This is a genomic window from Streptomyces sp. Je 1-369, from assembly GCF_026810505.1.
GTDB lineage: Bacteria > Actinomycetota > Actinomycetes > Streptomycetales > Streptomycetaceae > Streptomyces.
Genome location: NZ_CP101750.1, coordinates 5,182,728 through 5,204,497, shown reverse-complemented (window position 1 = coordinate 5,204,497; position 21,770 = coordinate 5,182,728). Strand labels below are relative to the sequence as shown.

Sequence of the window (21,770 nt, the reverse complement as noted above, 5' to 3'; positions counted from 1 at the left end):
CTGCGCGACTCACAACCCCCCACCCCCACATGCCAACCCGCTTACCAAGCGCACGAGTTCGTATGACCATTACGGAAACCGGAGCCCCCACATGAAACTCTCCGTTGCCGGACGTACCGCCGTGGCCGCAGCCATAGCCGTCGCCGGACTCCTGACGACCACCGCGATATCCAACGCGGCGCCCGCCCCGAAGGCGGCCTCTCCGAAGGCCGCCGCCCCCGACATCTCCGTCGACAACGTCAAGGCCCACCTCGCCGACCTCCAGTCCGTCGCGGACGCCAACGGAGGCAACCGGGCCCATGGCAGCAGCGGCTACAAAGCCTCCATCGACCAGCTGAAGAAGAAGCTCGACGCCGCCGGTTTCACCACCTCCGTCCAGGAGTTCACGGCAGGCGGCAAGACCGGCTACAACCTCGTCGCCGACTGGCCCGGTGGTGACGACGGACAGGTCGTCATGGCGGGCGCCCACCTCGACAGCGTCTCCGACGGACCCGGCATCAACGACAACGGGTCCGGCTCGGCCGCCATCCTGGAGACCGCGCTCACCGTGGCCCGGGAGAAGTACCAGCCCAAGAAGCACCTGCGGTTCGCATGGTGGGGCGCCGAGGAGATCGGCATGGTCGGCTCCTCGCACTACGTCGACAGCCTGGCCGGCGGCGACCGCTCAAAGATCAGCGCCTACCTGAACTTCGACATGCTCAGCTCCCCGAACGCGGGCTACTTCGTCTACGACGACGACCCCACGGTCGAAAAGACCTTCAAGGACTACTACGCGGGCAAGAACGTCGCCACGGAGCCGGACGACGAGGGCGACGGACGCTCCGACCACGCGCCGTTCCAGCAGGCGGGCGTGCCGGTCGGCGGGCTGTTCAGCGGCGCCGAGACCACGAAGTCGGCGGAGCAGGCGGAGAAGTGGGGCGGGACGGCGGGAGAGGCGTTCGACAAGTGCTACCACTCGTCCTGCGACGGCATGTCGAACATCGACGGCACCGCACTCGACCGCAACAGCGACGCGGTGGCGTACGCGGTGTGGGGGCTGTCCTCGTAGGCGCCGCGGGACGTCGCCCGGAGTGAAGGCCACCCGCCGCGGGACGCCGCCCGGAGCGGAGGCCACCCCCCAGCGGGAGGCATCCACGCCCATAGGTCACCCCCGGCCGTAGGCCACCCCTGACGGGCCAACCCCTGGACGGCATTGCTTGCGCGTGCATATAGTGCACGTGCAAGCAACTGCATCCAGGGGGATCCCATGACCCGCAAGTTCCTCTTCGTCCTCGGCAGCGCACGCCCCGAGGGCAACACCGAGATCCTGGCCCGCAAGGCGGCCGAGCAACTCCCCTCCGACGTCGAGCGGCGCTGGCTGAACCTGTCCGACCTGCCACTGCCCGACTTCGAGGACCGGCGCCACGACGACTCCCGTCCCAGGGCCCGCCCCCGTCCCGTTGGCGACAACGAGGCGGAGCTCCTGGACGCCACCCTGGAGGCCACGGACATCGTCATCGTGTCGCCCCTGTACTGGTACTCGCTCTCGGCCACCGTGAAGCGCTACCTCGATTACTGGGACGCGTGGCTGGAGACTCCGGAGATTGCCTTTAAGGACACTCTCAAGGGCCGCACCCTGTGGGGCGTCACAGCGCTCGCCCACCGCGAGGAGGAGGTCGCCGAGCCTCTTGTCGGCACACTCCGTAACACCGCCGCCTTCTTCCCCATGCACTTCGGAGGCGTCCTGTTGGGCAACGGCACCCGGCCCGGCCACGTCCTGGAGGACACCGATGCCATGGCGCGCGCCAAGACCTTCTTCGCGCAGGAGCCGACGCTGGCCCGCTATCCCTACGACAAGTGAAGACTGCGGATACTGAACGCTGCGGATACTGAAGGCTGCGGAAACCTCCACGCCATCACGTCAGGCCCCACCCCGCCCTACGCCATCACGTCCTTCGCCCCGAACCGCGCCCACGCCGCCGAGCCGAACACGGCCGCGTACAGCCCCTGCATCTGCAGGTTCTTGATGATGTCGTCCCAGTAGATCGGCTCGCGCATCAGGTCGGCGAAGGACAGCCAGTAGTGCGAGAAGAAGTACGGGTGGAGGGCGTGCAGCTGCGGGATCTGGTCCAGGATCTGGACCGTGATCAGCAGGCCGACAGTCGTCGCCATGGCCGCGATACCGCTGCTCGTGAGCGTCGACACGAACAGGCCGAGCGCCGCCACCCCGATCAGTGACACGGCGACGACGAGCGCGATCAGAAGGGCTCTCAGCAGCCCTTCGCCGAAGCCCATACGGGTGCCGGAGATCGTCGTGACCTCGCCGAGCGGGAAGAGCAGCGCGCCGGTCGCGAGCGCCGACGTCGCCACGACCAGGGTCGCGACCAGGCAGAACGTGAGCGTGGTCGCGTACTTCACGAGGAGCAGCCGGGTCCGCCCGGCGGGCGCGACCAGTAGGTAGCGCAGGGTGCCCGCGCTGGCCTCGCCCGCGATCGCGTCCCCCGCAATGACGCCGATCGCCATCGGGAGGAAGAACGGCAGGGTCGCGGCGAGCGCGGTGAAGACCAGGAACAGGCCGTTGTTGGTGATCTGCGCGATGAAGGCGGGCCCGCCTTCGTCGCCGCCTCCGCCGATCGTGGAGCCGTCGCTGGTCTCGATCTTGACGGCGATGCCCACGAGGATCGGTACGGCGGCGAGCACGCCGAGCAGCGCGAGGGTCCGCCAGCGGCGGAAGGTGATCCCGAGCTCGCTGCGGAACAGGCCGAGCGTCCAGATCCATCGCGTCTCCCGCGCGCCCCCCGCCGATGGCGGCCCGGAGGCGCTCTCACCTTCCACGACCCCAGCTGCCCCGGCCGCCTCAGCCCGCGACATCGAACCCCTCCCCCGTCAGTGCCACGAACGCGTCCTCCAGAGAGGCCCGTTCGAGTCCGAATCCGCGGACGCGGACGCCCGCCCCGACCAGCGCGGCGTTCAACTCGGCGAGCTCCACTTCCTGGCCGGACTCGTCCTGACCAGGTGGTTCACCGGTCACGTGGTCCTCCGTCACCACGAGATCCGTCACGCCGTGCTCCTTCAGGACGCGGGCGGCGTCACCCCCGTCCGGCGTCGTCACGACGAGCCTGCCGCGCGCACCCGCCGCGAGTTCGGCGACCGGCCCCTGGGTGATGAGGCGGCCCTGCGTCATCACGGCCGCATGCGTGCAGACCTGCTCGATCTCGTCGAGGAGGTGCGAGGAGAGGAAGACGGTCGTGCCCTCCGCCGCCAACTCCCGCACCAGGGTGCGGATCTCGCGCATGCCCTGCGGGTCGAGTCCGTTCGTCGGCTCGTCGAGGACGAGGAGCCTGCGCGGCTGGAGCAGCGCGGCCGCGAGCCCGAGCCGCTGCTTCATACCGAGGGAGTACGCCTTCGCCTTCTTGCCAGCGGCCGCGGTGAGCCCGACCCGGTCGAGGGCCACCTCGGCCCGTACGCGCCGCGTCCGCGGGTCGGCGGTCGGGTCCGCGGAGTCGTAGCGCAGGAGGTTGTCGCGGCCCGACAGGAAGCCGTAGAGGGCCGGTCCTTCGATCAGCGCGCCCACGTGCGGGAGCACGCTGCGCGTGGAGCGCGGCATGGGGCGACCGAGGACCTGGGCCCGGCCGGAGGTCGGCTCGATGAGGCCCATCAGCATGCGGATGGTGGTCGTCTTGCCCGAGCCGTTCGGCCCGAGGAAACCGAAAACACTGCCTACGGGGACGGTGAGGTCGAGCTGGTCGACGGCGAGGTGTTTTCCGTAGCGCTTGGTGAGCGCGTGCGTCTCGATGACGTGCTCCACCGAGTCCGCCTGCCCCACCACGTCCGCTTCACCCGCCGAGCTGCCGTTGGTACCCGGCACGTTGCCCTCCCTCTTGCCCTCGTGCGACGAGACGGATGGAAGGTGCCTCGGCAGGCACCTTCCATCCGCCGTTCCCCTACGTCAACGCACGACGCGTGCCGCACGTGCCGTACCAGTGGGCATCGTTCGCCACCGGTGGGCGTCGTTCGCCGCTAGTGCGCGTCGTTCGCCGCCTTCACCAGTGCGTCCTTCGTGACCGCGCCTACGTAGACAGTGCCGTCGTCGGTGACGAGGGCGTTGATCAGGCGGGTCGAGAAGACCGTGCCGGAGCCGAACTTGCCGTCCACCTGGTCGCCGAGCGAGTCCAGCAGCTTCTGCGCGTCCTGCGGGACGTCGCCCGAACCAGCCGTCGGCAGGCCCTGGCCGCCCGGCAGCTTCAGTTCGGCGATGGTGCTCCAGCCCTCACCGATGATCTTCGGTTCGTTGAGGTCGCCCTTGTCGAACTCCTTGCCGCCCTTGCCGCCCTTGTCCTGGAAGTCGCGGCCTTCCTTGCCGTGCTCGTCGCCCTCGGTGACCTTCGTGCCCTTCGGAGGCGTGAAGTCGAACGTGGAGGCGGACGGCTTGTCGAAGTCGACCTTCGTAAAGCCCGCGTCGACGACGGCCGCGCCTCCGGAGGCGGGTGTCAGGGTGAACTTGAGCGGCGTGCCGGTCTTCTCGTCCACCGCGATCGTGATCTGGCCGACCGTCGAGCCGGCCTCCTTCGGTTTGATCACCAAGCGATACGCGTCACGGCCGGCGACCTGCGCGGTGCCGTCGACCTTCACGGAGGTGGTGTCGTCGACGGCCTTCAGGGCCTGCTCGGCGAAGTCCGCCGGGGTGGAGGGAACATCCGCCCCGCGACCGGCTTCGTGGCCCTTGTCGCCCTTCTCCGTAGAGGAGCCCTTCTCCGTAGAGGTGCCCTTCTCCGTAGAGGACCCCTTTTCTGAGGAGGCGGCCTTCTCCGTGGCGTGATAGGCCTCGTTCGACGCGCTGTCGTACGCCCACACGTCATCGCCGTTGTGGATCACGCTGTACTCGGATGCGTCCCCTAGGACGGACACCTTCTGCTTGTCGGGGCCGTCGGCCGCGACGCGCAGTGTGTGCGTGCCGGACGCCAGCTCCATCAGCTTGCTCTTGGGGTCGGCCGCCGAGCCCTTGTCGTCGCCGTCCTCGCCGCGGTCCGCGCCGCCGCCACCGCCGAAGCCGCCCGCCATGCCTCCGATCGACGGCAGCCCCAGGTCAGTGCTGATCTTGACGTTGCCGGACAGCTGCTGCGTGTCCGACTCGGCGATCTTCTCGATGAGTTCCTGTGCGGTGACCTTCGGCAGGTCCGGGTCGCCCGATGTGGCGAGCGCCGGGACGAGCCCGATGGTCGCCGCCGCCACCCCCGCCACCGCGATCGGGACCGCGTAACGGGCCGCCTTGCGGCGGCCGGCACGCAGCTCCCCGGCCTCGCTGGTGTCCTTCTCCGGTTCGTACGGTGCCATTGTCTGCCTTACCTCCGTGGTCGGCGGCGGCCTTACCTGTACGTGCCTGCGTCCACCCTGTGCCGCCATTCTCACCCGAATTGGTCAGGAGTGGTTGTTCTCGCTGGACTCCATCCGACCAAATCGGCCAACGAGAAGCGTCAGACCCCGGGCGCAACTCCGCGTACTGCCCTGGGATGACATGAAACGGCGGCGCCTCCCCCATCCCGTAGGGGTCGGCGCCGCCGCTCGACAGTTGTTCGGGGATTGTGTCGCCGTCGGGGCGCTCAGCCCGCGCGGTGCACCACCAGGTCGCAGAGCTCCAGCAGGGACGCCTTGGCGTCGCCCTCAGGAAGCGGTCCCAGCGCGGCGCGTGCGCCCTCCGCGTAGCACACCGTGTCCCTGCGGGCATCCTCCAGCGCGGGGTGCGCACGGAGCCTGTGGAGGGCCTCCGCGTGCCGTGCGTCGTCCGTGAGGTCCGAGTCGAGCAGCTCGCACAGGGCGATGTCCTCGGCGAGGCCGAGCCGCGCGGCCCGCTCGCGCAGCCGCAGGACCGGCAGCGTGGGGATGCCCTCGCGCAGGTCGGTGCCGGGCGTCTTGCCGGACTCGTGCGAGTCGGACGCGATGTCGAGCACGTCGTCGGCGAGCTGGAAGGCGACGCCGAGCCGCTCTCCATACTGCGTGAGGACGTCGACGACGGTCTCGTCGGCGCCGGACATCATCGCGCCGAACCGGCAGGCCACGGCGACCAGCGAGCCGGTCTTGCCCCTCAGCACGTCGAGGTAGTGGTCCACCGGGTCACGGCCCTCGGTCGGCCCCGCGGTCTCCAGGATCTGGCCGGTGACCAGGCGTTCGAACGCCTCTGCCTGGATACGGACGGCCTCGGGGCCGAGGTCGGCCAGGATGTAGGAGGCGCGGGCGAAGAGGAAGTCGCCGGTCAGGACCGCCACGGAGTTGCCCCAGCGCTGATTGGCGCTGGCGACGCCGCGGCGTACGTCGGCCTCGTCCATGACGTCGTCGTGGTACAGCGTCGCCAGGTGCGTCAGCTCGACGACAACGGCGGAGGGCACTACGCGCGGCGCGTAGGGGTCGCCGAACTGGGCAGCGAGCATCACGAGCAGCGGACGGAAGCGCTTGCCACCGGCACGGACGAGGTGCTGGGCGGCCTCGGTGATGAAGGGCACCTCGCTCTTGGTGGCCTCGAGCAGTCCCTCCTCGACAGCCGCCAATCCGACCTGGACATCGGCTTCGAGAGCCTGGTCCCGCACGCTCAGCCCGAAAGGCCCGACGACGGTCACGAGAGGTTCTCCTGTCTGCTGACGATCACACGGCCAACTCGGTCGATCATTGGATCTCGTTCGATGACACGGGTTTGTCGATGTGTCGCTGCCATCACTCAAGTCAGCGTATCCGGTCGACTTTCGATCACGGCGAGCACCTGCCCGCCCGTCGCACGTCGCGGCGCTGGTGGGCGCCCTGCGGAGGCCCTCCGCGGCCGCCCGGCTGACCAGCCCGCGCGGTGGCCGAAGGTCACCGGTATGTTCTTGATCAGCCCATACGACCGACAAGCCCGTCCCGCACCACAACAACCGTAACGATCGGGAGAAGACCCTTTGTCCCGTACTACGGCCGAGTACGAGCCGCCTGCCGAACCGCCCGGTGACCCCGCGCCGGGCGACGACCACGCCTTCTTCGGGCAGCCGCGCGGCCTCCTGACGCTCTCCGGCCTGGAGGTCTGGGAGCGCTTCTCGTTCCTCGGCATGCAGGCCATCCTGGTCCTCTATTTCGCCGACTCCGTCGCGAACGACGGCATGGGGATGGACGCCGGTACGGCCGCGTCGGTATCAGCGGCGTACGGCACTCTGGTCTATCTGGTGTCCGTGGCCGGCGGCTGGCTCGCCGACCGCATCCTGGGCTCGTACCGCGCGGTGCTGTGGGGCGGCATCCTCATCGCGTGCGGGCACTACTCGATGGCCGTGCCGACGGCGACGATGACCTGGGTGGGCCTCGGCCTGATCAGCGCGGGCACCGGCCTGCTCAAGCCCAACGTCGCCTCCATGGTCGGCAAGCTCTACCGCACCGAGGACCAGCGCCGCGACGCCGGTTTCGCGCTGTACTACATGGCGATCAACGTGGGCGCCTTCGCGGGCCCGCTGATCACCGGCTGGCTCGGCGACCACAAGGGCTGGCACTGGGGCTTCTCGGCGGCCGCGATCGGCATGACCTTCGGCCTCGTCCAGTACGTCCTGGGACGGCGCCACCTCGCCGGACGGAAAGCCTCCGCCGAGTTCGCGCTCCCCGGGGACGCGATGCGCCGGGCCGTCCTCATGATCGTCGCCGGCTGTGCCGTGGTCGCCGCGCTCGCGGCGCTGCTCGCCGCCGTGGGCTGGCTGACCATGGACCGCTTCGTCGATCTGCTCACCCTCATCTCGGTGATCGCACCGGTCGTCTACTTCGCGGTGATGTTCCGCAGCCCGCGCGTCACGGGCGACGAACGGCGCAGGCTGCGCCCCTACGTAGTCCTTTTCGCCGCCTCCGTAGTCTTCAACTTCATCCTCTTCCAGGCGTACTCGACGATGATGCTCCTCGCCGCGTCGAACGCGGAGACGTCGATCCTCGGGTACCACTTCCCGGCCAGCTGGTACGCCTCCGCGCTCGGCGCCTTCGAGGTGGCACTCGCGCCGGTCGTCGCCGCCGTATGGGCGCGGATGGGCCCGCGCCAGCCGCACGCGTCCAACAAGATCGCGTTCGGCGTGATCCTGGGCGGCCTGTCGTTCCTCCTGATGGTGCTGCCCACCTCGGGGCACGCCGACGGCACGTACAAGATGGCCGCCTGGTGGATCGTCGGCTCGTACCTGCTGCTGGGGCTCGGCGACATCCTCCTGGAGACGTCCGGGATGTCGGCGACCACGAAGCTCGCCCCCAAGGCCTTCGCCAGCCAGACCATGGCGCTGTGGTTCCTCTCCCTCGCGCTCGCCAACGGCATCCAGGCGCAGGTCGTGAAGGTGTACGGAGAGGTCTCCAATCCGGCGTACTTCGGCGTGAACGGCGCCATCGCCGTGGTCGCGGGCATCGCCGTGATCGCCCTGGCGCCTTGGCTGCGCCGCACCATGCACCCCGTCCACTGAGGACAACCCGTCCACTGAGGTTTCACTCATGCAGATCCGCGACTCCTACCCGTACGAGACCACCCGCGAGGACTTCCGCGTACCCCTCGCCGACGGGACCACGCTCTACGCGCGCGTGTGGCGTCCCGTGACCGACGAGCCCGTCCCCGTACTTCTCGAATACCTCCCCTACCGCCTCAGCGACTGGACGGCGCCGCGGGACTGGCAGCGGCACCCCTGGTACGCGGGCCACGGCTACGCCTCCGTACGGGTCGACGTCCGCGGGCACGGCAACAGCGAGGGTCTGCCCACCGACGAGTACTCGGCACAGGAGCTGGCCGACGGCGTCGAGGTGGTGAACTGGCTGGCCGCCCAGGAGTGGTCGACCGGCAAGGTCGGCATGTTCGGCATCTCCTGGGGCGGCTTCAACTCCCTCCAGATCGCGGCGCTCGCCCCCGAACCGCTCAAGGCGATCGTCACGGTCTGCTCGGCCGACGACCGCTACGACAACGACGTGCACTACATGGGCGGGTCCGTCCTCGCGGTGGACATGCACGCGTGGGCGGCGACCATGCTGGCCTTCGTCTCGCGCCCGCCGGACCCGTACTTCGTGGGCGACGCCTGGCGCGAGATGTGGCTGACGCGCCTCGCGGCCGTGGAGCCCTTCATCCACACCTGGCTGGACCACCAGACCCGGGACGACTACTGGCGGCACGGCAGCGTCAGCGAGGACTACTCCGCGATCGGCGCCGCGGTCCTCGCGGTGGGCGGCTGGCACGACCCTTACCGCGACACCGTCCTGCGCCTCGTCGAACACCTCCCCGACGACCAGGTGCGTGGCCTGATCGGCCCCTGGTCGCACCAGTACCCGGACCGCGGGCTGCCGCCGGGACCCTCGATCGGCTTCCTCCAGGAGACCCTGCGCTGGTGGGACCACCACCTCAAAGGCATCGACTCCGGAGTGATGGCCGAGCCGAAGCTGCGCTCCTGGATCAGCGACTCCCACCCGCCGGCGACGGTCTACCCGGAGCTGCCCGGCGGCTGGGTGGGCGACCCGTCCTGGCCGTCCCCGAACGTCACCCCTGTCCCGTACGCCCTCCAGGGCACCCCTGTCGTCGTCGACTCCCCCCAGCACACGGGCCTGGACGCCGGCCGCTACTTCCCCTTCGGCAACGACGCGGACCTGCCGCCGGACCAGCGGGACGAGGACGCGAAGTCGGCGTGCTTCGAGTTCGAGGTCCCCGCTCAGGTACGCGTCCTGGGGCGCCCCAAGGTGACCCTGCGGCTGCGGATGGACGTGCCGTACGGCCAGGCCGTCGCCCGGCTCTGCGACATCGCGCCGGACGGCTCGTCCACCCTCGTCACCCGGGGCGTCCTCAACCTGTCCGCGCGCAACGGCAGGGACCGCGCGGACGCCTGGCCCCTGGGCGCCACCGAGGACGTCACCTTCGAGCTCAACGGCATCGGCCACACCTTCCCGCCGGGCCACCGCATCCGGCTCGCCGTGTCCTCCGCCTACTGGCCCTGGATCTGGCCCCAGGCGGACTCGGTGGGCTTCACCTTGGAGCCGGTCGGCAGCGCTCTGGAACTGCCGGTCCGCGACGGCGACTTGGATCCGTCGATCACGTTCGGTCCCGCGGAGCAGTCGGAGCCGCTGGGCGTGGTCCACCCCGCGACCCTGGACGAGCAGCGGCCCGAGCGTCTGGTCGTACGCGACGTCGCCAAGGGCGAGTGGCGTCTTGAGGTGGACCCGCGGTACGGCGGCACGCGCGTGTACCCCGACGGGCTCGAGTTCACCGAGGTCGCCCTGGAGACGTACACGATCCAGGAGGGCGACCCGCTGAGCGCCCGCACCCGCTCGGACTGGACGATCCGCCTGCACCGGCCCGATCTCGGCTGGGACACGCGCGTGGAGACGCGCTCGGAAATCACCTGCGACGCGGCGGACTTCATCACGTCGAACGAGGTGGTGTGCAAGGACGGCGACGAGGTCGTCTTCCACCGCACCTGGGAGAAGCGGATCCGGCGGACGGCGGGCTAGGGCCTGTGATGTGGAGACCTGGTACCTGTGTGGTGAGGACCTAGCGCCTCAGCAGACGTTCGAGGACGACGGCGATGCCGTCGTCCTCGTTTGAGAGGGTCAACTCGTCTGCCACCGCTTTCAGTTCCCCATGAGCGTTGGCCATGGCCACCCCGTGCGCGGCCCACAGGAACATGGGGATGTCGTTGGGCATGTCCCCAAAGGCGACCGTGTCGGCCGCCGTCAGGCCGAGCCGCTCGGCGGCCAGCGCGAGCCCGGTCGCCTTGGTCACCCCGCACGGTTGGAGTTCCACCGTGCCGGGCCCGGACATGGTCACCGACGCGAGCGTGCCCACCACGCCCCGCGCGACCGCCGCCAACTCATCGTCCGCCAGCGTCGGATGGCGCAGCAACACCTTGCTGATGGGCTCCTCCCACAGCACGTCCCGCCCGGGCACCCGCACCGCGGGCAGCGTGGGGTGCGGCATCTCGTACCCCGGCTCGATGAGCGTGAGGCCCTCCACGCCGTCCTGGTCCACGGCCGCGTGGACCTGCCCGACCTCCGCCTCGATCTTCCCGAGCGCGACCTCGGCGAGCTCGCGGTCGAGGGTCACCGACCACTCCATCCGGTCCGCGCCGACGTCGTACAGCTGGGCACCCTGACCGCACACGGCCAGGCCGTCGTACCCGAGTTCGTCGAGGAGAGGCCGCACCCGCGGGGCCGGGCGGCCTGTCACCACGAGGTGCCGGGCGCCCGCCCCGCCTGCGGCGGCCAGCGCCCGCCGCGACCGGTCCGAGACCGTGTCGTCGCCGCGCAGCAGCGTCCCGTCCAGGTCAGTGGCGATGAGTGCATATGCGAGGGAGGCGGACATGATCCAGAGAATACGGATCCTGGGCCCGGCCGGAAGCTGCTTGGCAAGGTGCGCATACGGGTGGGTGAGACCGGACTGTACGGAGGCACCGCCGGTTCACCGGAAAGTGGAGGATTACATTCCGGCATGCCTCGTTCCGACTATGCCACCCGGCCCACGCCGGGTGGTCATATGCGGCTGCCAAGTGCCTGTACATCAAGCCGGAATTGAAGGCTTCAGTAAGGCTTATGCGGACATTGTCGACTCTTTAGACACTGCCGCAACTGGGGTATCCACACGTAACGTGTGGCACATCCCTATGGAAAGCGAGGCAGGTACGCATGTCCGAGCAGACCCCGCTCGACCCGGCCGCCGGTGACTCCGCCGACCTTCCCGGAGACGATCCCTTCGGCCTCCCCGAGGGCGACCCCTTCGGACCGCACAACCTTCCCTACGGCGTGTTCTCCCTGACCGGGGAGGCGGACGGCCGACGCAGGGTGGGGGTACGGCTCGGCTCGTACGTCCTGGACGCGGGCGCCGCGGCCGCCGCACTCGGCTCCCCCTACGTCTCGCTCCTCGCCCGTACCACGCTGAACCCGCTGCTCGCCGCGGGCCGCAGGGCCTGGTCCGACGTGCGACGCGCCCTGACGGCATGGGTGACGGTGCCCGCCCACCGTGAGGCCGTACGCCCCCTGCTGCACCCTCTCTCCGAAGTGACCCTGCACCTGCCCTTCGAGGTCGCGGACTACGTCGACTTCTACGCCTCCGAGCACCACGCCTCCAACCTGGGGCAGATGTTCCGGCCGGACGCGCCGACGCCGCTGACCCCCAACTGGAAGCACCTGCCCATCGGTTACCACGGCCGGTCCGGCACGGTCGTCGTCTCCGGTACGGACGTCGTCCGTCCCACGGGCCAGCGCAAGACGCCCGCGGACCCGGCCCCCGTCTTCGGCCCGTCCGTCCGGCTCGACATCGAGGCGGAGGTCGGCTTCGTCGTCGGCGCCTCCTCGGAGCAGGGCACCGCCGTGCCCCTCGCGGACTTCCGGGAGCACGTCTTCGGACTGACTCTCCTCAACGATTGGTCGGCACGCGACATCCAGGCGTGGGAGTACGTCCCGCTCGGGCCGTTCCTCGGCAAGTCGTTCGCCACATCGGTGTCCGCGTGGATCACCCCGCTGGAAGCGCTGGACTCGGCACGGGTCGCACCGCCGGAGCGCACGCACCAGCTCCTGCCCTATCTGGACGACTCCGCGGAGTCCGCGGCGGACGAGCCCGGCGGCTACGACCTGCGCATCACGGTCACCCTGAACGGCCAGGTCATCTCGGAGCCGCCGTTCTCCACCGTGTACTGGACGGCCGCGCAGCAGCTGGCGCACATGACGGTCAACGGCGCCTCGCTGCGCACCGGCGACCTGTACGGCTCGGGCACGGTCAGCGGCCCCGGCCCCGGCCAGTTCGGCTCGCTGATCGAGATGACCTGGAACGGCCGTGACCCCCTCGAACTCCCCGACGGCAAGCGGACGTTCCTCGAGGACGGCGACGTGGTCACGCTCTCGGCCTGGGCGCCGGGACCCAATGGCACGAAGGTCGGACTGGGCGAGGTGACGGGCCGGATCGCGTCGGCGCGCTGAGCTCCGCTCCGCCGATTCACATCGACGCCGACTCGCACCGCCACCCACTTGTACCGACACCAACTTGTACCGACCTCTTGACACAAGCCTCCGAGTCGGGTGAACTTGTACTCAGCGCTTGATACAAGCGAGCGCTGAGTACAGGTCCGGGCCCGACCACCCGGCACCATTCGCTCGGGGGTTCACACATGCACGACACCGACACGGCCAACGACACCCGCACCGCGCCACCGCTCTCATCCCTCGCACCCCTCCCACCAGAGGCAGCAGCGCGCGCCCGCGCCGATCTGTACGCCCGCTGGGCCGGTCTCGCCGCCGGTGCCGCCGCGGCCTGGGCGGTGGCATCCCGCGATAACGGCCTGGGCATCGGGATCCTTTACGCCATACCGGCGTTCGGCCTCTGCGCCGTCGCCGGAGTACTGCTCGGTGACGCCCTCACACCCCCGCCACGCGGCCCCGTCCGCAGCGCCGACCTCACCCCCCGCAGAGCCCGGGACTATGTACCGCGCCGGACGACCCGCTTGCTCATCGCGCAGGCGCTGGCCCTGATCGCCCTACTCGTCGCGGCCGCCGTCATGGCCTCGCCCGACGACCAGGGCCGAGCCGGACGCACCCTCTCTGCCACGTGCCAGGGCATGACCCAAACCGTCGGCCCCTGGCCCGGCCTCTTCTACGGCGCCCCGGTCCTCGCCTCGCTCACCCTCGGCACGGTCGCCTGCGCGTGGTCCCTGCGCCGCATCGCCCGCCGCCCCGCGGAAGAACAGCCACGCCGCGACCGGGCACTGGCGATCACCGCGGCCTGGGGCCTACTGGTCTCCACTCCCCTGCTGGGGACCACGACGTTCGCCGCGGGCTCCCTGCTGGGCCTGGACTGCATGGGGGCATCCGGGTCGGCCTGGATCCTGATACCTGTGGCCCTCTCCGCGGCGTCCACGATGACGTGGTCCCTGACCACGATCGTCTCCCCCCGGGCAGGCCGCCGATGACGGACCCGGCCAGAGGCCCCGCCGTCCGGGTCGACACCACGAGCCCCGTCCCGCCCTACGAACAGATCCGGGCCCAGCTCTCCGCCCTCATCACCACGGGCCGCCTCCCCGAGGGCGAACGCCTCCCACCCGTGCGCCAACTCGCCGCCGACCTGGGCCTGGCAGCGGGCACGGTGGCCCGCGCCTACCGCGAACTGGAAGCGGCCTCCCTCATCCACACCCGCCGCGGCGCCGGCACGAGGGTCGCCCCGCTTCCGGCGGGCACGGCCCCTCTTGACCCGGAGCAACTCGCCGAGCTGGCAGTTCAGTTCGTCACCGCGGCGCGCTCGCTCGGGGCGGACGACGCGGCGGCCATGGGGGCGGTAAGGAAGGCGCTGGACCACGCGTGACCTCGGCGTACGCCTCGGAACGAGTCAAGGTACCGACACTCGTTCACATGTACGTGCAGACCTCTACGGGTTCCCGCCAGTACGCACCGACCGGCAGCTTCCATGATGACGCCGGCGGTCCACGAGGCCCGGGCCTAAGACGTCCAGTCCGGCTCTTGCTCGTCCCCCCAGTCCGGCTCCACCTCATCGCTGAGCGGCACCTCGGCCTCGGTGGACGCTCCGCCCGGCGCTCCACCCGAAGCACCACTCCCCGCAACCGCCCCGCCCAAGAACTCCGCGACGACTCCGACCACGCCCTCGCCGTACGTCGCCCGCTTCTTCTCGCCGACTCCGCTGATGCCCGCCAGGTCCGCGACGGACCCGGGCCGGAGGGTCGCGATCTCACGGAGTGTGGCGTCGTGGAAGATCACATACGCCGGGACGCCCTGTTCCTTCGCCTGGGCGCCGCGCCAGGCGCGCAGTGCCTCGAAGAGGGGGACCGCGTCCTGGGGCAGCTCGGCGACCGCTGCCGCCGACTTCGCCTTGCGCTCGCTCTTGGACGCCCGCGCCGCCGGTGCCCGCTTCGGCTCCTTGCGCAGCCGCACCTCACGCTCCCTGCCCAGGACGGAGCCGCTCGCCTCGGTGAGCACCAGCGTTCCGTACTCCCCCTCGACCGCGATCAGGCCCTGCGCCAGCAGCTGACGGACCACGCCGCGCCATTCGGCCTCCGCCAGCTCTTCGCCGATGCCGAAGACCGAGAGCTGGTCGTGGTCGAACTGGATGACCTTCGCGGTCTTCTTGCCCAGGAGGATGTCGATGATCTGGCCCGCGCCGAACTTCTGGCCGCGCTCGCGCTGCAGGCGCACGACTGTGGAGAGGACCTTCTGCGCCGCCACCGTGCCGTCCCAGGTCTCGGGCGGGGTCAGGCAGGTGTCGCAGTTGCCGCAGGACTCCGCGCCCGCCTCCTGGCCGAAGTAGGTCAGGAGCTGCGCGCGGCGGCACTGGGCGGTCTCGCAGAGCGCCAGCATCGAGTCCAGGTGGGAGGAGGCGCGGCGCCGGAACGCCTCGTCGCCCTCGCCGCCCTGGATCAGCTTCCGCTGCTGCACGACGTCCTGGAGGCCATACGCCATCCAGGCCGTCGAGGGCAGGCCGTCGCGGCCCGCGCGGCCCGTCTCCTGGTAGTACCCCTCGACGGACTTGGGCAGGTCGAGGTGGGCGACGAAGCGGACGTCGGGCTTGTCGATGCCCATCCCGAAGGCGATCGTCGCGCAGACGACGAGGCCCTCCTCCCGCAGGAAGCGGGACTGGTTCCTCGCGCGCGTGCCGCCGTCCAGACCCGCGTGGTACGGGACGGCCTCGATGCCGTTCTTGCAGAGGAACTCGGCGGTTTTCTCCACCGAATTGCGGGACAGGCAGTAGACGATCCCGGCGTCGCCCGCGTGCTCCTCCTTCAGGAAGGCGAGGAGCTGCTTCTTCGGTTCGGCCTTCGGCACGATGCGGTACTGGATGTTGGGCCGGTCGAAGCTCGCCACGAAGTGCCGGGCGTCGGGCATGCCGAGCCGCTGGGTGATCTCCCGGTGCGTGGCGTCGGTGGCCGTCGCGGTCAGGGCGATCCGCGGTACGTCCGGCCAGCGCTGCCCGAGGAGGGACAGGGCGAGGTAGTCGGGGCGGAAGTCGTGGCCCCACTGGGCGACGCAGTGCGCCTCGTCGATGGCGAAGACGGAGATCTTGGCCCGCCCGAGGAGGTCCAGCGTCGCGTCCAGGCGCAGCCGCTCCGGCGCCAGATAGAGCACGTCGAGCTCGCCCGCGAGGAACTCCGCCTCCATCACGCGACGCTCGTCGAAGTCCTGCGTGGAGTTGATGAACCCGGCGCGCACCCCGAGCGCCCGCAACGCGTCCACCTGGTCCTGCATCAGCGCGATGAGCGGGGAGATCACGACGCCGGTGCCGGGCCTGACCAGGGCCGGGATCTGGTAGCAGAGGGACTTGCCGCCGCCGGTCGGCATGAGGACGACGGCGTCCCCGCCACCCACCACGTGGTCGATGACCGGTTCCTGCTCGCCGCGGAAGGCGTCGTACCCGAAGACGCGGTGGAGCGTGCGCAGCGCGTCGCTCTCCGTCACGGTGCCGGTCGCCACGCCCGGCGCCGGTACCGCCGCCGTCACCTCGCTCATGCCTTTGGTCCCATCCATCGCCCTGTCCCCCGCTGTACGTCCTGCCTCGACCACTGCCTCCACGATAGGGCTCCCCACCGACACCGCGGACAGTTATCCACAGGCCACCGCCCGGCACCCCTTCTCGGGATGCCGGGCGGCAGGGTCCGCGCAGGGGAGCCGGGCTAGCGGACGAAGACTCCCGCCTGGTTCGCCAGGTCCAGGAAGTACTGCGGGGCCACGCCCAGCACCAGCGTCACGGCGACGCCCATGGCGATCGCCGTCATCGTCAGCGGCGAGGGCACGGCGACCGTGGGGCCGTCCGCCTTCGGCTCGCTGAAGAACATCAGGACGATCACGCGGATGTAGAAGAACGCGGCGATCGCCGACGACAGCACACCGACCACGACCAGCGGGCCCGCGCCGCCCTCCGCCGCCGCCTTGAAGACCGCGAACTTCCCGGCGAACCCGGAGGTCAGCGGGATACCGGCGAAGGCGAGGAGGAAGACCGCGAAGACCGCGGCCACCAGCGGGGACCGGCGTCCGAGCCCCGCCCACTTGGAGAGGTGCGTCGCCTCGCCACCCGCGTCCCGCACCAGCGTGACGACGGCGAAGGCGCCGATGGTCACGAAGGAGTAGGCACCCAGGTAGAAGAGGACGGAGGAGATGCCGTCCGGGGTGGTGGCGATGACACCGGCGAGGATGAAGCCGGCGTGCGCGACGGACGAATACGCGAGGAGCCGCTTGATGTCGGTCTGGGTGATCGCGATGATCGCGCCGCCCAGCATCGTGATGACCGCGACGCCCCACATGACCGGCCGCCAGTCCCAGCGCAGGCCGGGCAGGACCACGTAGAGGAGGCGCAGGAGGGCGCCGAACGCGGCCACCTTCGTCGCCGCCGCCATGAAGCCGGTGACCGGCGTCGGAGCGCCTTGGTACACGTCCGGGGTCCACATGTGGAACGGCACCGCGCCGACCTTGAAGAGCAGCCCCATCACCACCATCGCGACGCCGATCAGGAGCAGCGCGTCGTTGCCCATGGTGTCGGCGAGCGCCGGGTCCACGGTCTTGACGTTGCCCTCGACGACGTCCGCGACCGTCGCGTACGACACGGAACCCGCGTATCCGTAGAGGAGCGCGATACCGAAGAGCGTGAACGCCGAGGCGAACGCGCCGAGCAGGAAATACTTGACGGCGGATTCCTGTGACATCAGGCGCTTGCGGCGGGCGAGGGCGCACAGCAGGTACAGCGGCAGGGAGAAGACTTCCAGCGCGATGAAGAGCGTCAGGAGGTCGTTGGCCGCGGGGAAGACCAGCATGCCGCCGATGGCGAAGAGCGCCAGCGGGAACACCTCGGTGGTGGCGAATCCGGCCTTGGTGGCGGCCTGTTCGCCCTCACTGCCCGGGACGGACCCGGCCTGCGCCACGAACGAGTCGACGCGGTTGCCGTGCGCCTCCGGGTCGAGACGCCGCTCCGCGAAGGTGAAGATCGCGACGATTCCGGTGAGCAGGATCGTGCCCTGGAGGAAGAGCGCGGGTCCGTCGACCGCGATGGCGCCCATCGCGGCGATCTGCGCCTTGGTGGTGCCGAAGCCGCGGGCCGCGAGCCCGACCACCGCGGCGAAGGCGGCGGCCAGGGAGACCACGGAGAGGAACAGCTGTGCGTAGTACCGGGACTTGCGCGGGACGAAGGCTTCGATGAGCACTCCGATGACGGCCGCGCCGATGACGATCAACACCGGCGACAGCTGCCCGTACTCGATGGTGGGCGCGTCGATCTTGTCGATCGGCTCGGCCGCCGTTGTCCACAGGCTGTGGACGGCTGTTGTGCTCACTTGGCCGCCTCCACATCGGGCTTGGGGTCTTTCTTCTGTACGTCGGACATCGTGTGCTCGACCGCCGGGTTCACCAGATCGGTGAGCGGCTTCGGGTAGACCCCGAGGCCGATCAGGAGGGCGATCAGCGGAGCGACGACGACCAGCTCACGCACCCGCAGGTCGGGCATGGCCGAGACCTCCGCCTTCACAGGTCCCGTCATCGTCCGCTGGTACAGGACGAGCGTGTACAGCGCGGCCAGCACGATGCCGACGGTCGCGATGATCCCGACCACCGGATAGCGCGCGAACGTGCCGACCAGGACCAGGAATTCACTGACGAACGGTGCCAGGCCGGGCAGCGAAAGGGTGGCCAGGCCGCCGATCAGGAAGGTGCCGGCGAGCACCGGTGCGACCTTCTGCACTCCTCCGTAGTCGGCGATCAGGCGCGAGCCGCGGCGCGAGATCAGGAAACCGGCCACCAGCATCAGCGCGGCGGTCGAGATGCCGTGATTGACCATGTAGAGCGTCGCGCCGGACTGGCCCTGCGAGGTCATCGCGAAGATGCCGAGGATGATGAAGCCGAAGTGCGAGATCGACGCGTACGCCACCAGGCGCTTGATGTCGCGCTGGCCGACCGCGAGCAGCGCTCCGTAGATGATGCTGATCAGCGCGAGGACGAGGACGACCGGCGTCGCCCAGTCGCTCGCCTCCGGGAAGAGGCCGAGGCAGAACCGCAGCATCGCGAACGTGCCGACCTTGTCCACGACCGCGGTGATCAGGACGGCGACCGGGGCGGTGGACTCCCCCATCGCGTTCGGCAGCCAGGTGTGCAGCGGCCACAGCGGCGCCTTCACCGCGAAGGCGAAGAAGAAGCCGAGGAAAAGCAGCCGCTCCGTGTTGGTCGCCATGTCGAGCGAGCCGTCCGCGCGGGCGGCGGAGATCTCCTGGAGGGAGAAGTTGCCCGCCACTACGTAGAGCCCGATTACGGCGGCCAGCATGATGAGGCCGCCGACGAGGTTGTAGAGAAGGAACTTCACGGCCGCGTACGAGCGCTGCGCCGAGGCGTTCTCGTCCGTGCCCGCGTGGGCCCGGTCTCCGAAGCCGCCGATGAGGAAGTACATCGGGATGAGCATTGCTTCGAAGAAGATGTAGAAGAGGAAGACGTCCGTCGCCTCGAAGGAGATGATCACCATCGCCTCGACGGCCAGGATCAGGGCGAAGAAGCCCTGGGTCGGCCGCCAGCGCGACGACTTGGTCTCCAGGGGATCGGCGTCGTGCCAGCCCGCCAGGATGATGAACGGGATCAGGAGTGCGGTGAGCGCGAGGAGCGCGACGGCGATGCCGTCGACCCCGAGCTCGTACCGCACCCCGAACTCCTTGATCCAGGCGTGCGATTCGGTCAGTTGATAGCGGTCGCCGTCGGGGTCGAACCGGACGAGCACGGTCAGCGCGAGGCCGAGCGTGGCGAGCGAGACGAGCAGCGCGAGCCACTTGGCGGCGGTCCGCCGGGCGGCCGGAACGGCTGCCGTGGCGATCGCGCCGACCGCGGGCAGGACCGCCGTCGCTGTCAGCAGGGGAAAGGACATCGGTATCAGACCGCCCTCATCAGCAGGGTCGCGGCGATGAGCACCGCAGCGCCGCCGAACATCGAGACCGCGTAGGAGCGGGCGTAGCCGTTCTGCAGTTTGCGCAGCCGCCCGGAGAGGCCGCCGACCGAGGCCGCCGTGCCGTTGACGACGCCGTCGACCAGGGTGTGGTCCACGTAGACCAGGGACCGCGTGAGGTGCTCGCCGCCGCGCACCAGGACGACGTGGTTGAAGTCGTCCTGGAGGAGGTCGCGGCGGGCGGCACGGGTGAGCACCGAACCGCGCGGGGCGGTGACCGGGACGGGCCTGCGCCCGTACTGCACGTAGGCAAGGGCGACGCCGATGACGAGGACCACCATGGTGGCGCCCGTGACCGTGGCGGCACTCAGCGGCGAGTCGCCGTGGTCGTGGTGGGTGACCGGCTCCAGCCAGTGCATGAAGCGGTCGCCGATGCTGAAGAAGCCACCCGCGAACACCGACCCGAAGGCGAGCACGATCATCGGGATGGTCATGGACTTCGGGGACTCGTGCGGGTGCGGCTCGTCGTGTGCGCCCTGCGTCTCGGCGGCGGGCTCGACGTCCGGCTGAGCCGGGGAGGCCGTCGCGCGGTGGCGCCAGCGCTCCTCTCCGAAGAAGGTCATGATCATCACGCGCGTCATGTAGTACGCGGTGATGGCCGCGCCCAGGAGTGCCACCGAGCCGAGGATCCAGCCCTCCGTGCCGCCCTTGGCGAACGCCGCCTCGATGATCTTGTCCTTGGAGAAGAAGCCGGACAGACCGGGGAAACCGATGATCGCGAGGTAGCCGAGGCCGAAGGTGACGAAGGTGACCGGCATGTACTTGCGCAGGCCGCCGTACTTCCTCATGTCGACCTCGTCGTTCATGCCGTGCATGACCGAACCGGCGCCGAGGAAGAGTCCGGCCTTGAAGAAGCCGTGCGTCACCAGGTGCATGATCGCGAAGACGTAGCCGATGGGGCCGAGTCCTGCGGCCAGGATCATGTACCCGATCTGGGACATCGTCGATCCGGCGAGGGCCTTCTTGATGTCGTCCTTCGCGCAACCGACGATCGCACCGAACAGGAGCGTGACCGCTCCGACGACGGTGACGACGAGCTGCGCGTCCGGCGCGCCGTTGAAGATCGCGCCGGAGCGGACGATCAGGTACACGCCCGCGGTCACCATCGTCGCGGCGTGGATCAGGGCCGAGACCGGGGTCGGGCCCTCCATCGCGTCGCCGAGCCAGGACTGCAGCGGCACCTGCGCGGACTTGCCGCACGCGGCGAGCAGCAGCATCAGGCCGATGGCGGTGAGCTTGCCCTCCGAGGTGTCACCCGTGGCCTCCAGGACGGGCCCGAAGGCGAACGTCCCGAAGGTGGTGAACATCAGCATGATGGCGATGGACAGGCCCACGTCGCCGACCCTGTTGACCAGGAAGGCCTTCTTCGCGGCGGTGGCCGCGCTGGGCTTGTGCTGCCAGAAGCCGATCAGGAGGTACGAGGCGAGGCCGACGCCCTCCCAGCCGACGTACAGGAGCAGGTAGTTGTCGGCGAGGACAAGGAGGAGCATCGCCGCGAGGAACAGGTTCAGGTAGCCGAAGAAGCGGCGGCGCCGCTCGTCGTGCTCCATGTACCCGATCGAGTAGATGTGGATCAGGGTGCCCACGCCGGAGATCAGCAGGACGAACGTCATCGACAGCTGGTCGAGCTGGAAGGCGACGTCCGCCTGGAACCCCTCCACGGGGATCCAGCTGAACAGGTGCTGCGACAGGGAGCGTTCCTCCGCGCCCTTGCCCAGCATGTCCGAGAAGAGCACCACGGCGATGACGAAGGAGGCGGCGGCGAACAGCGTGCCGAGCCAGTGGCCCGCGCGGTCCAGTGCCCGCCCGCCGCACAGCAGTACGGCTGCTCCGAGCAGAGGCGCCGCGACGAGCAGCGCAATCAAGTTCTCCACGATTCAGC

16 protein-coding genes are annotated in these 21,770 nt (G+C 69.8%); 7 read left to right on the top strand and 9 right to left on the bottom strand.

Features of this window, described 5'->3' with window-relative positions; all coding sequences use genetic code 11:
• Positions 1–91 precede the first annotated feature (91 nt).
• Both NOO62_RS23720 and NOO62_RS23715 read left to right on the top strand, forming a co-directional pair.
• On the top strand, positions 92–1,048 hold the full coding sequence (locus NOO62_RS23720; protein WP_268772900.1) for a M28 family metallopeptidase: 957 nt from the start codon (positions 92–94) through the stop codon (positions 1,046–1,048).
• Positions 1,049–1,246: 198 nt separating this feature from the next.
• Positions 1,247–1,840 carry a flavodoxin family protein gene (locus tag NOO62_RS23715; RefSeq protein ID WP_268772899.1) on the top strand — a complete coding sequence of 198 codons (594 nt, stop codon included), beginning with the start codon at positions 1,247–1,249 and terminating at the stop codon, positions 1,838–1,840.
• A gap of 77 nt (positions 1,841–1,917) precedes the next feature.
• On the opposite strand, the gene NOO62_RS23710 is transcribed toward NOO62_RS23715, so the two are convergent.
• The 4 genes from NOO62_RS23710 to NOO62_RS23695 all read right to left on the bottom strand — a co-directional run bounded on the left by NOO62_RS23710 (position 1,918) and on the right by NOO62_RS23695 (position 6,590).
• Positions 1,918–2,850, bottom strand: a complete 933-nt coding sequence (locus NOO62_RS23710) for an ABC transporter permease (protein ID WP_268772898.1) — start codon at positions 2,848–2,850, stop codon at positions 1,918–1,920.
• Positions 2,837–3,808, bottom strand: a complete 972-nt coding sequence (locus NOO62_RS23705) for an ABC transporter ATP-binding protein (protein ID WP_268775740.1) — start codon at positions 3,806–3,808, stop codon at positions 2,837–2,839. Before NOO62_RS23705 ends, NOO62_RS23710 begins: the two co-directional genes overlap by 14 nt.
• 191 nt (positions 3,809–3,999) lie before the next feature.
• Positions 4,000–5,313, bottom strand: coding sequence for a LolA family protein (locus NOO62_RS23700; protein WP_268772897.1), 1,314 nt, complete (start codon positions 5,311–5,313; stop codon positions 4,000–4,002).
• A 266-nt stretch (positions 5,314–5,579) separates the two neighbouring features.
• Entirely contained in the window at positions 5,580–6,590 is a 1,011-nt protein-coding gene (locus tag NOO62_RS23695; RefSeq protein ID WP_268772896.1) for a polyprenyl synthetase family protein, read from the bottom strand.
• A gap of 315 nt (positions 6,591–6,905) precedes the next feature.
• On the opposite strand from NOO62_RS23695, the gene NOO62_RS23690 reads away from it, so the two are divergent.
• Together NOO62_RS23690 and NOO62_RS23685 are read left to right on the top strand one after the other, a co-directional pair.
• Entirely contained in the window at positions 6,906–8,420 is a 1,515-nt protein-coding gene (locus NOO62_RS23690) for a peptide MFS transporter (RefSeq protein ID WP_268772895.1), read from the top strand.
• 28 nt (positions 8,421–8,448) lie between these two features.
• On the top strand, positions 8,449–10,440 hold the full coding sequence (locus NOO62_RS23685; protein ID WP_268772894.1) for a CocE/NonD family hydrolase: 1,992 nt from the start codon (positions 8,449–8,451) through the stop codon (positions 10,438–10,440).
• Between the two features lie 40 nt (positions 10,441–10,480).
• Here the strand turns inward: NOO62_RS23685 and NOO62_RS23680 are convergent, their stop codons facing one another.
• Positions 10,481–11,290: an HAD family hydrolase gene (locus NOO62_RS23680; protein ID WP_268772893.1), complete on the bottom strand. Its 810-nt coding sequence runs from the start codon at positions 11,288–11,290 to the stop codon at positions 10,481–10,483.
• Positions 11,291–11,610: 320 nt separating this feature from the next.
• On the opposite strand from NOO62_RS23680, the gene fahA reads away from it, so the two are divergent.
• The 3 genes from fahA to NOO62_RS23665 all read left to right on the top strand — a co-directional run bounded on the left by fahA (position 11,611) and on the right by NOO62_RS23665 (position 14,275).
• Positions 11,611–12,900, top strand: coding sequence for a fumarylacetoacetase (gene fahA, locus NOO62_RS23675; protein ID WP_268772892.1), 1,290 nt, complete (start codon positions 11,611–11,613; stop codon positions 12,898–12,900).
• A gap of 188 nt (positions 12,901–13,088) precedes the next feature.
• On the top strand, positions 13,089–13,886 hold the full coding sequence (locus tag NOO62_RS23670) for a hypothetical protein (RefSeq protein ID WP_268772891.1): 798 nt from the start codon (positions 13,089–13,091) through the stop codon (positions 13,884–13,886).
• Positions 13,883–14,275: a GntR family transcriptional regulator gene (locus tag NOO62_RS23665; RefSeq protein WP_268772890.1), complete on the top strand. Its 393-nt coding sequence runs from the start codon at positions 13,883–13,885 to the stop codon at positions 14,273–14,275. The genes NOO62_RS23670 and NOO62_RS23665 overlap by 4 nt, the downstream gene beginning before the upstream one ends.
• 134 nt (positions 14,276–14,409) lie before the next feature.
• On the opposite strand, the gene recQ is transcribed toward NOO62_RS23665, so the two are convergent.
• From recQ to nuoL, 4 genes are all read right to left on the bottom strand, one after another.
• Positions 14,410–16,428, bottom strand: a complete 2,019-nt coding sequence (gene recQ, locus NOO62_RS23660; RefSeq protein WP_268775739.1) for a DNA helicase RecQ — start codon at positions 16,426–16,428, stop codon at positions 14,410–14,412.
• A 164-nt stretch (positions 16,429–16,592) separates the two neighbouring features.
• On the bottom strand, positions 16,593–18,242 hold the full coding sequence (nuoN, locus tag NOO62_RS23655; RefSeq protein WP_268772889.1) for an NADH-quinone oxidoreductase subunit NuoN: 1,650 nt from the start codon (positions 18,240–18,242) through the stop codon (positions 16,593–16,595).
• Complete coding sequence (locus NOO62_RS23650) at positions 18,239–19,810, bottom strand: NADH-quinone oxidoreductase subunit M (protein WP_268772888.1); 1,572 nt, start codon at positions 19,808–19,810, stop codon at positions 18,239–18,241. The genes nuoN and NOO62_RS23650 overlap by 4 nt, the downstream gene beginning before the upstream one ends.
• 5 nt (positions 19,811–19,815) lie before the next feature.
• Positions 19,816–21,762 (bottom strand): NADH-quinone oxidoreductase subunit L, encoded by a 1,947-nt coding sequence (nuoL, locus tag NOO62_RS23645; protein ID WP_268772887.1) that lies wholly within the window; start codon positions 21,760–21,762, stop codon positions 19,816–19,818.
• Positions 21,763–21,770 lie beyond the last annotated feature (8 nt).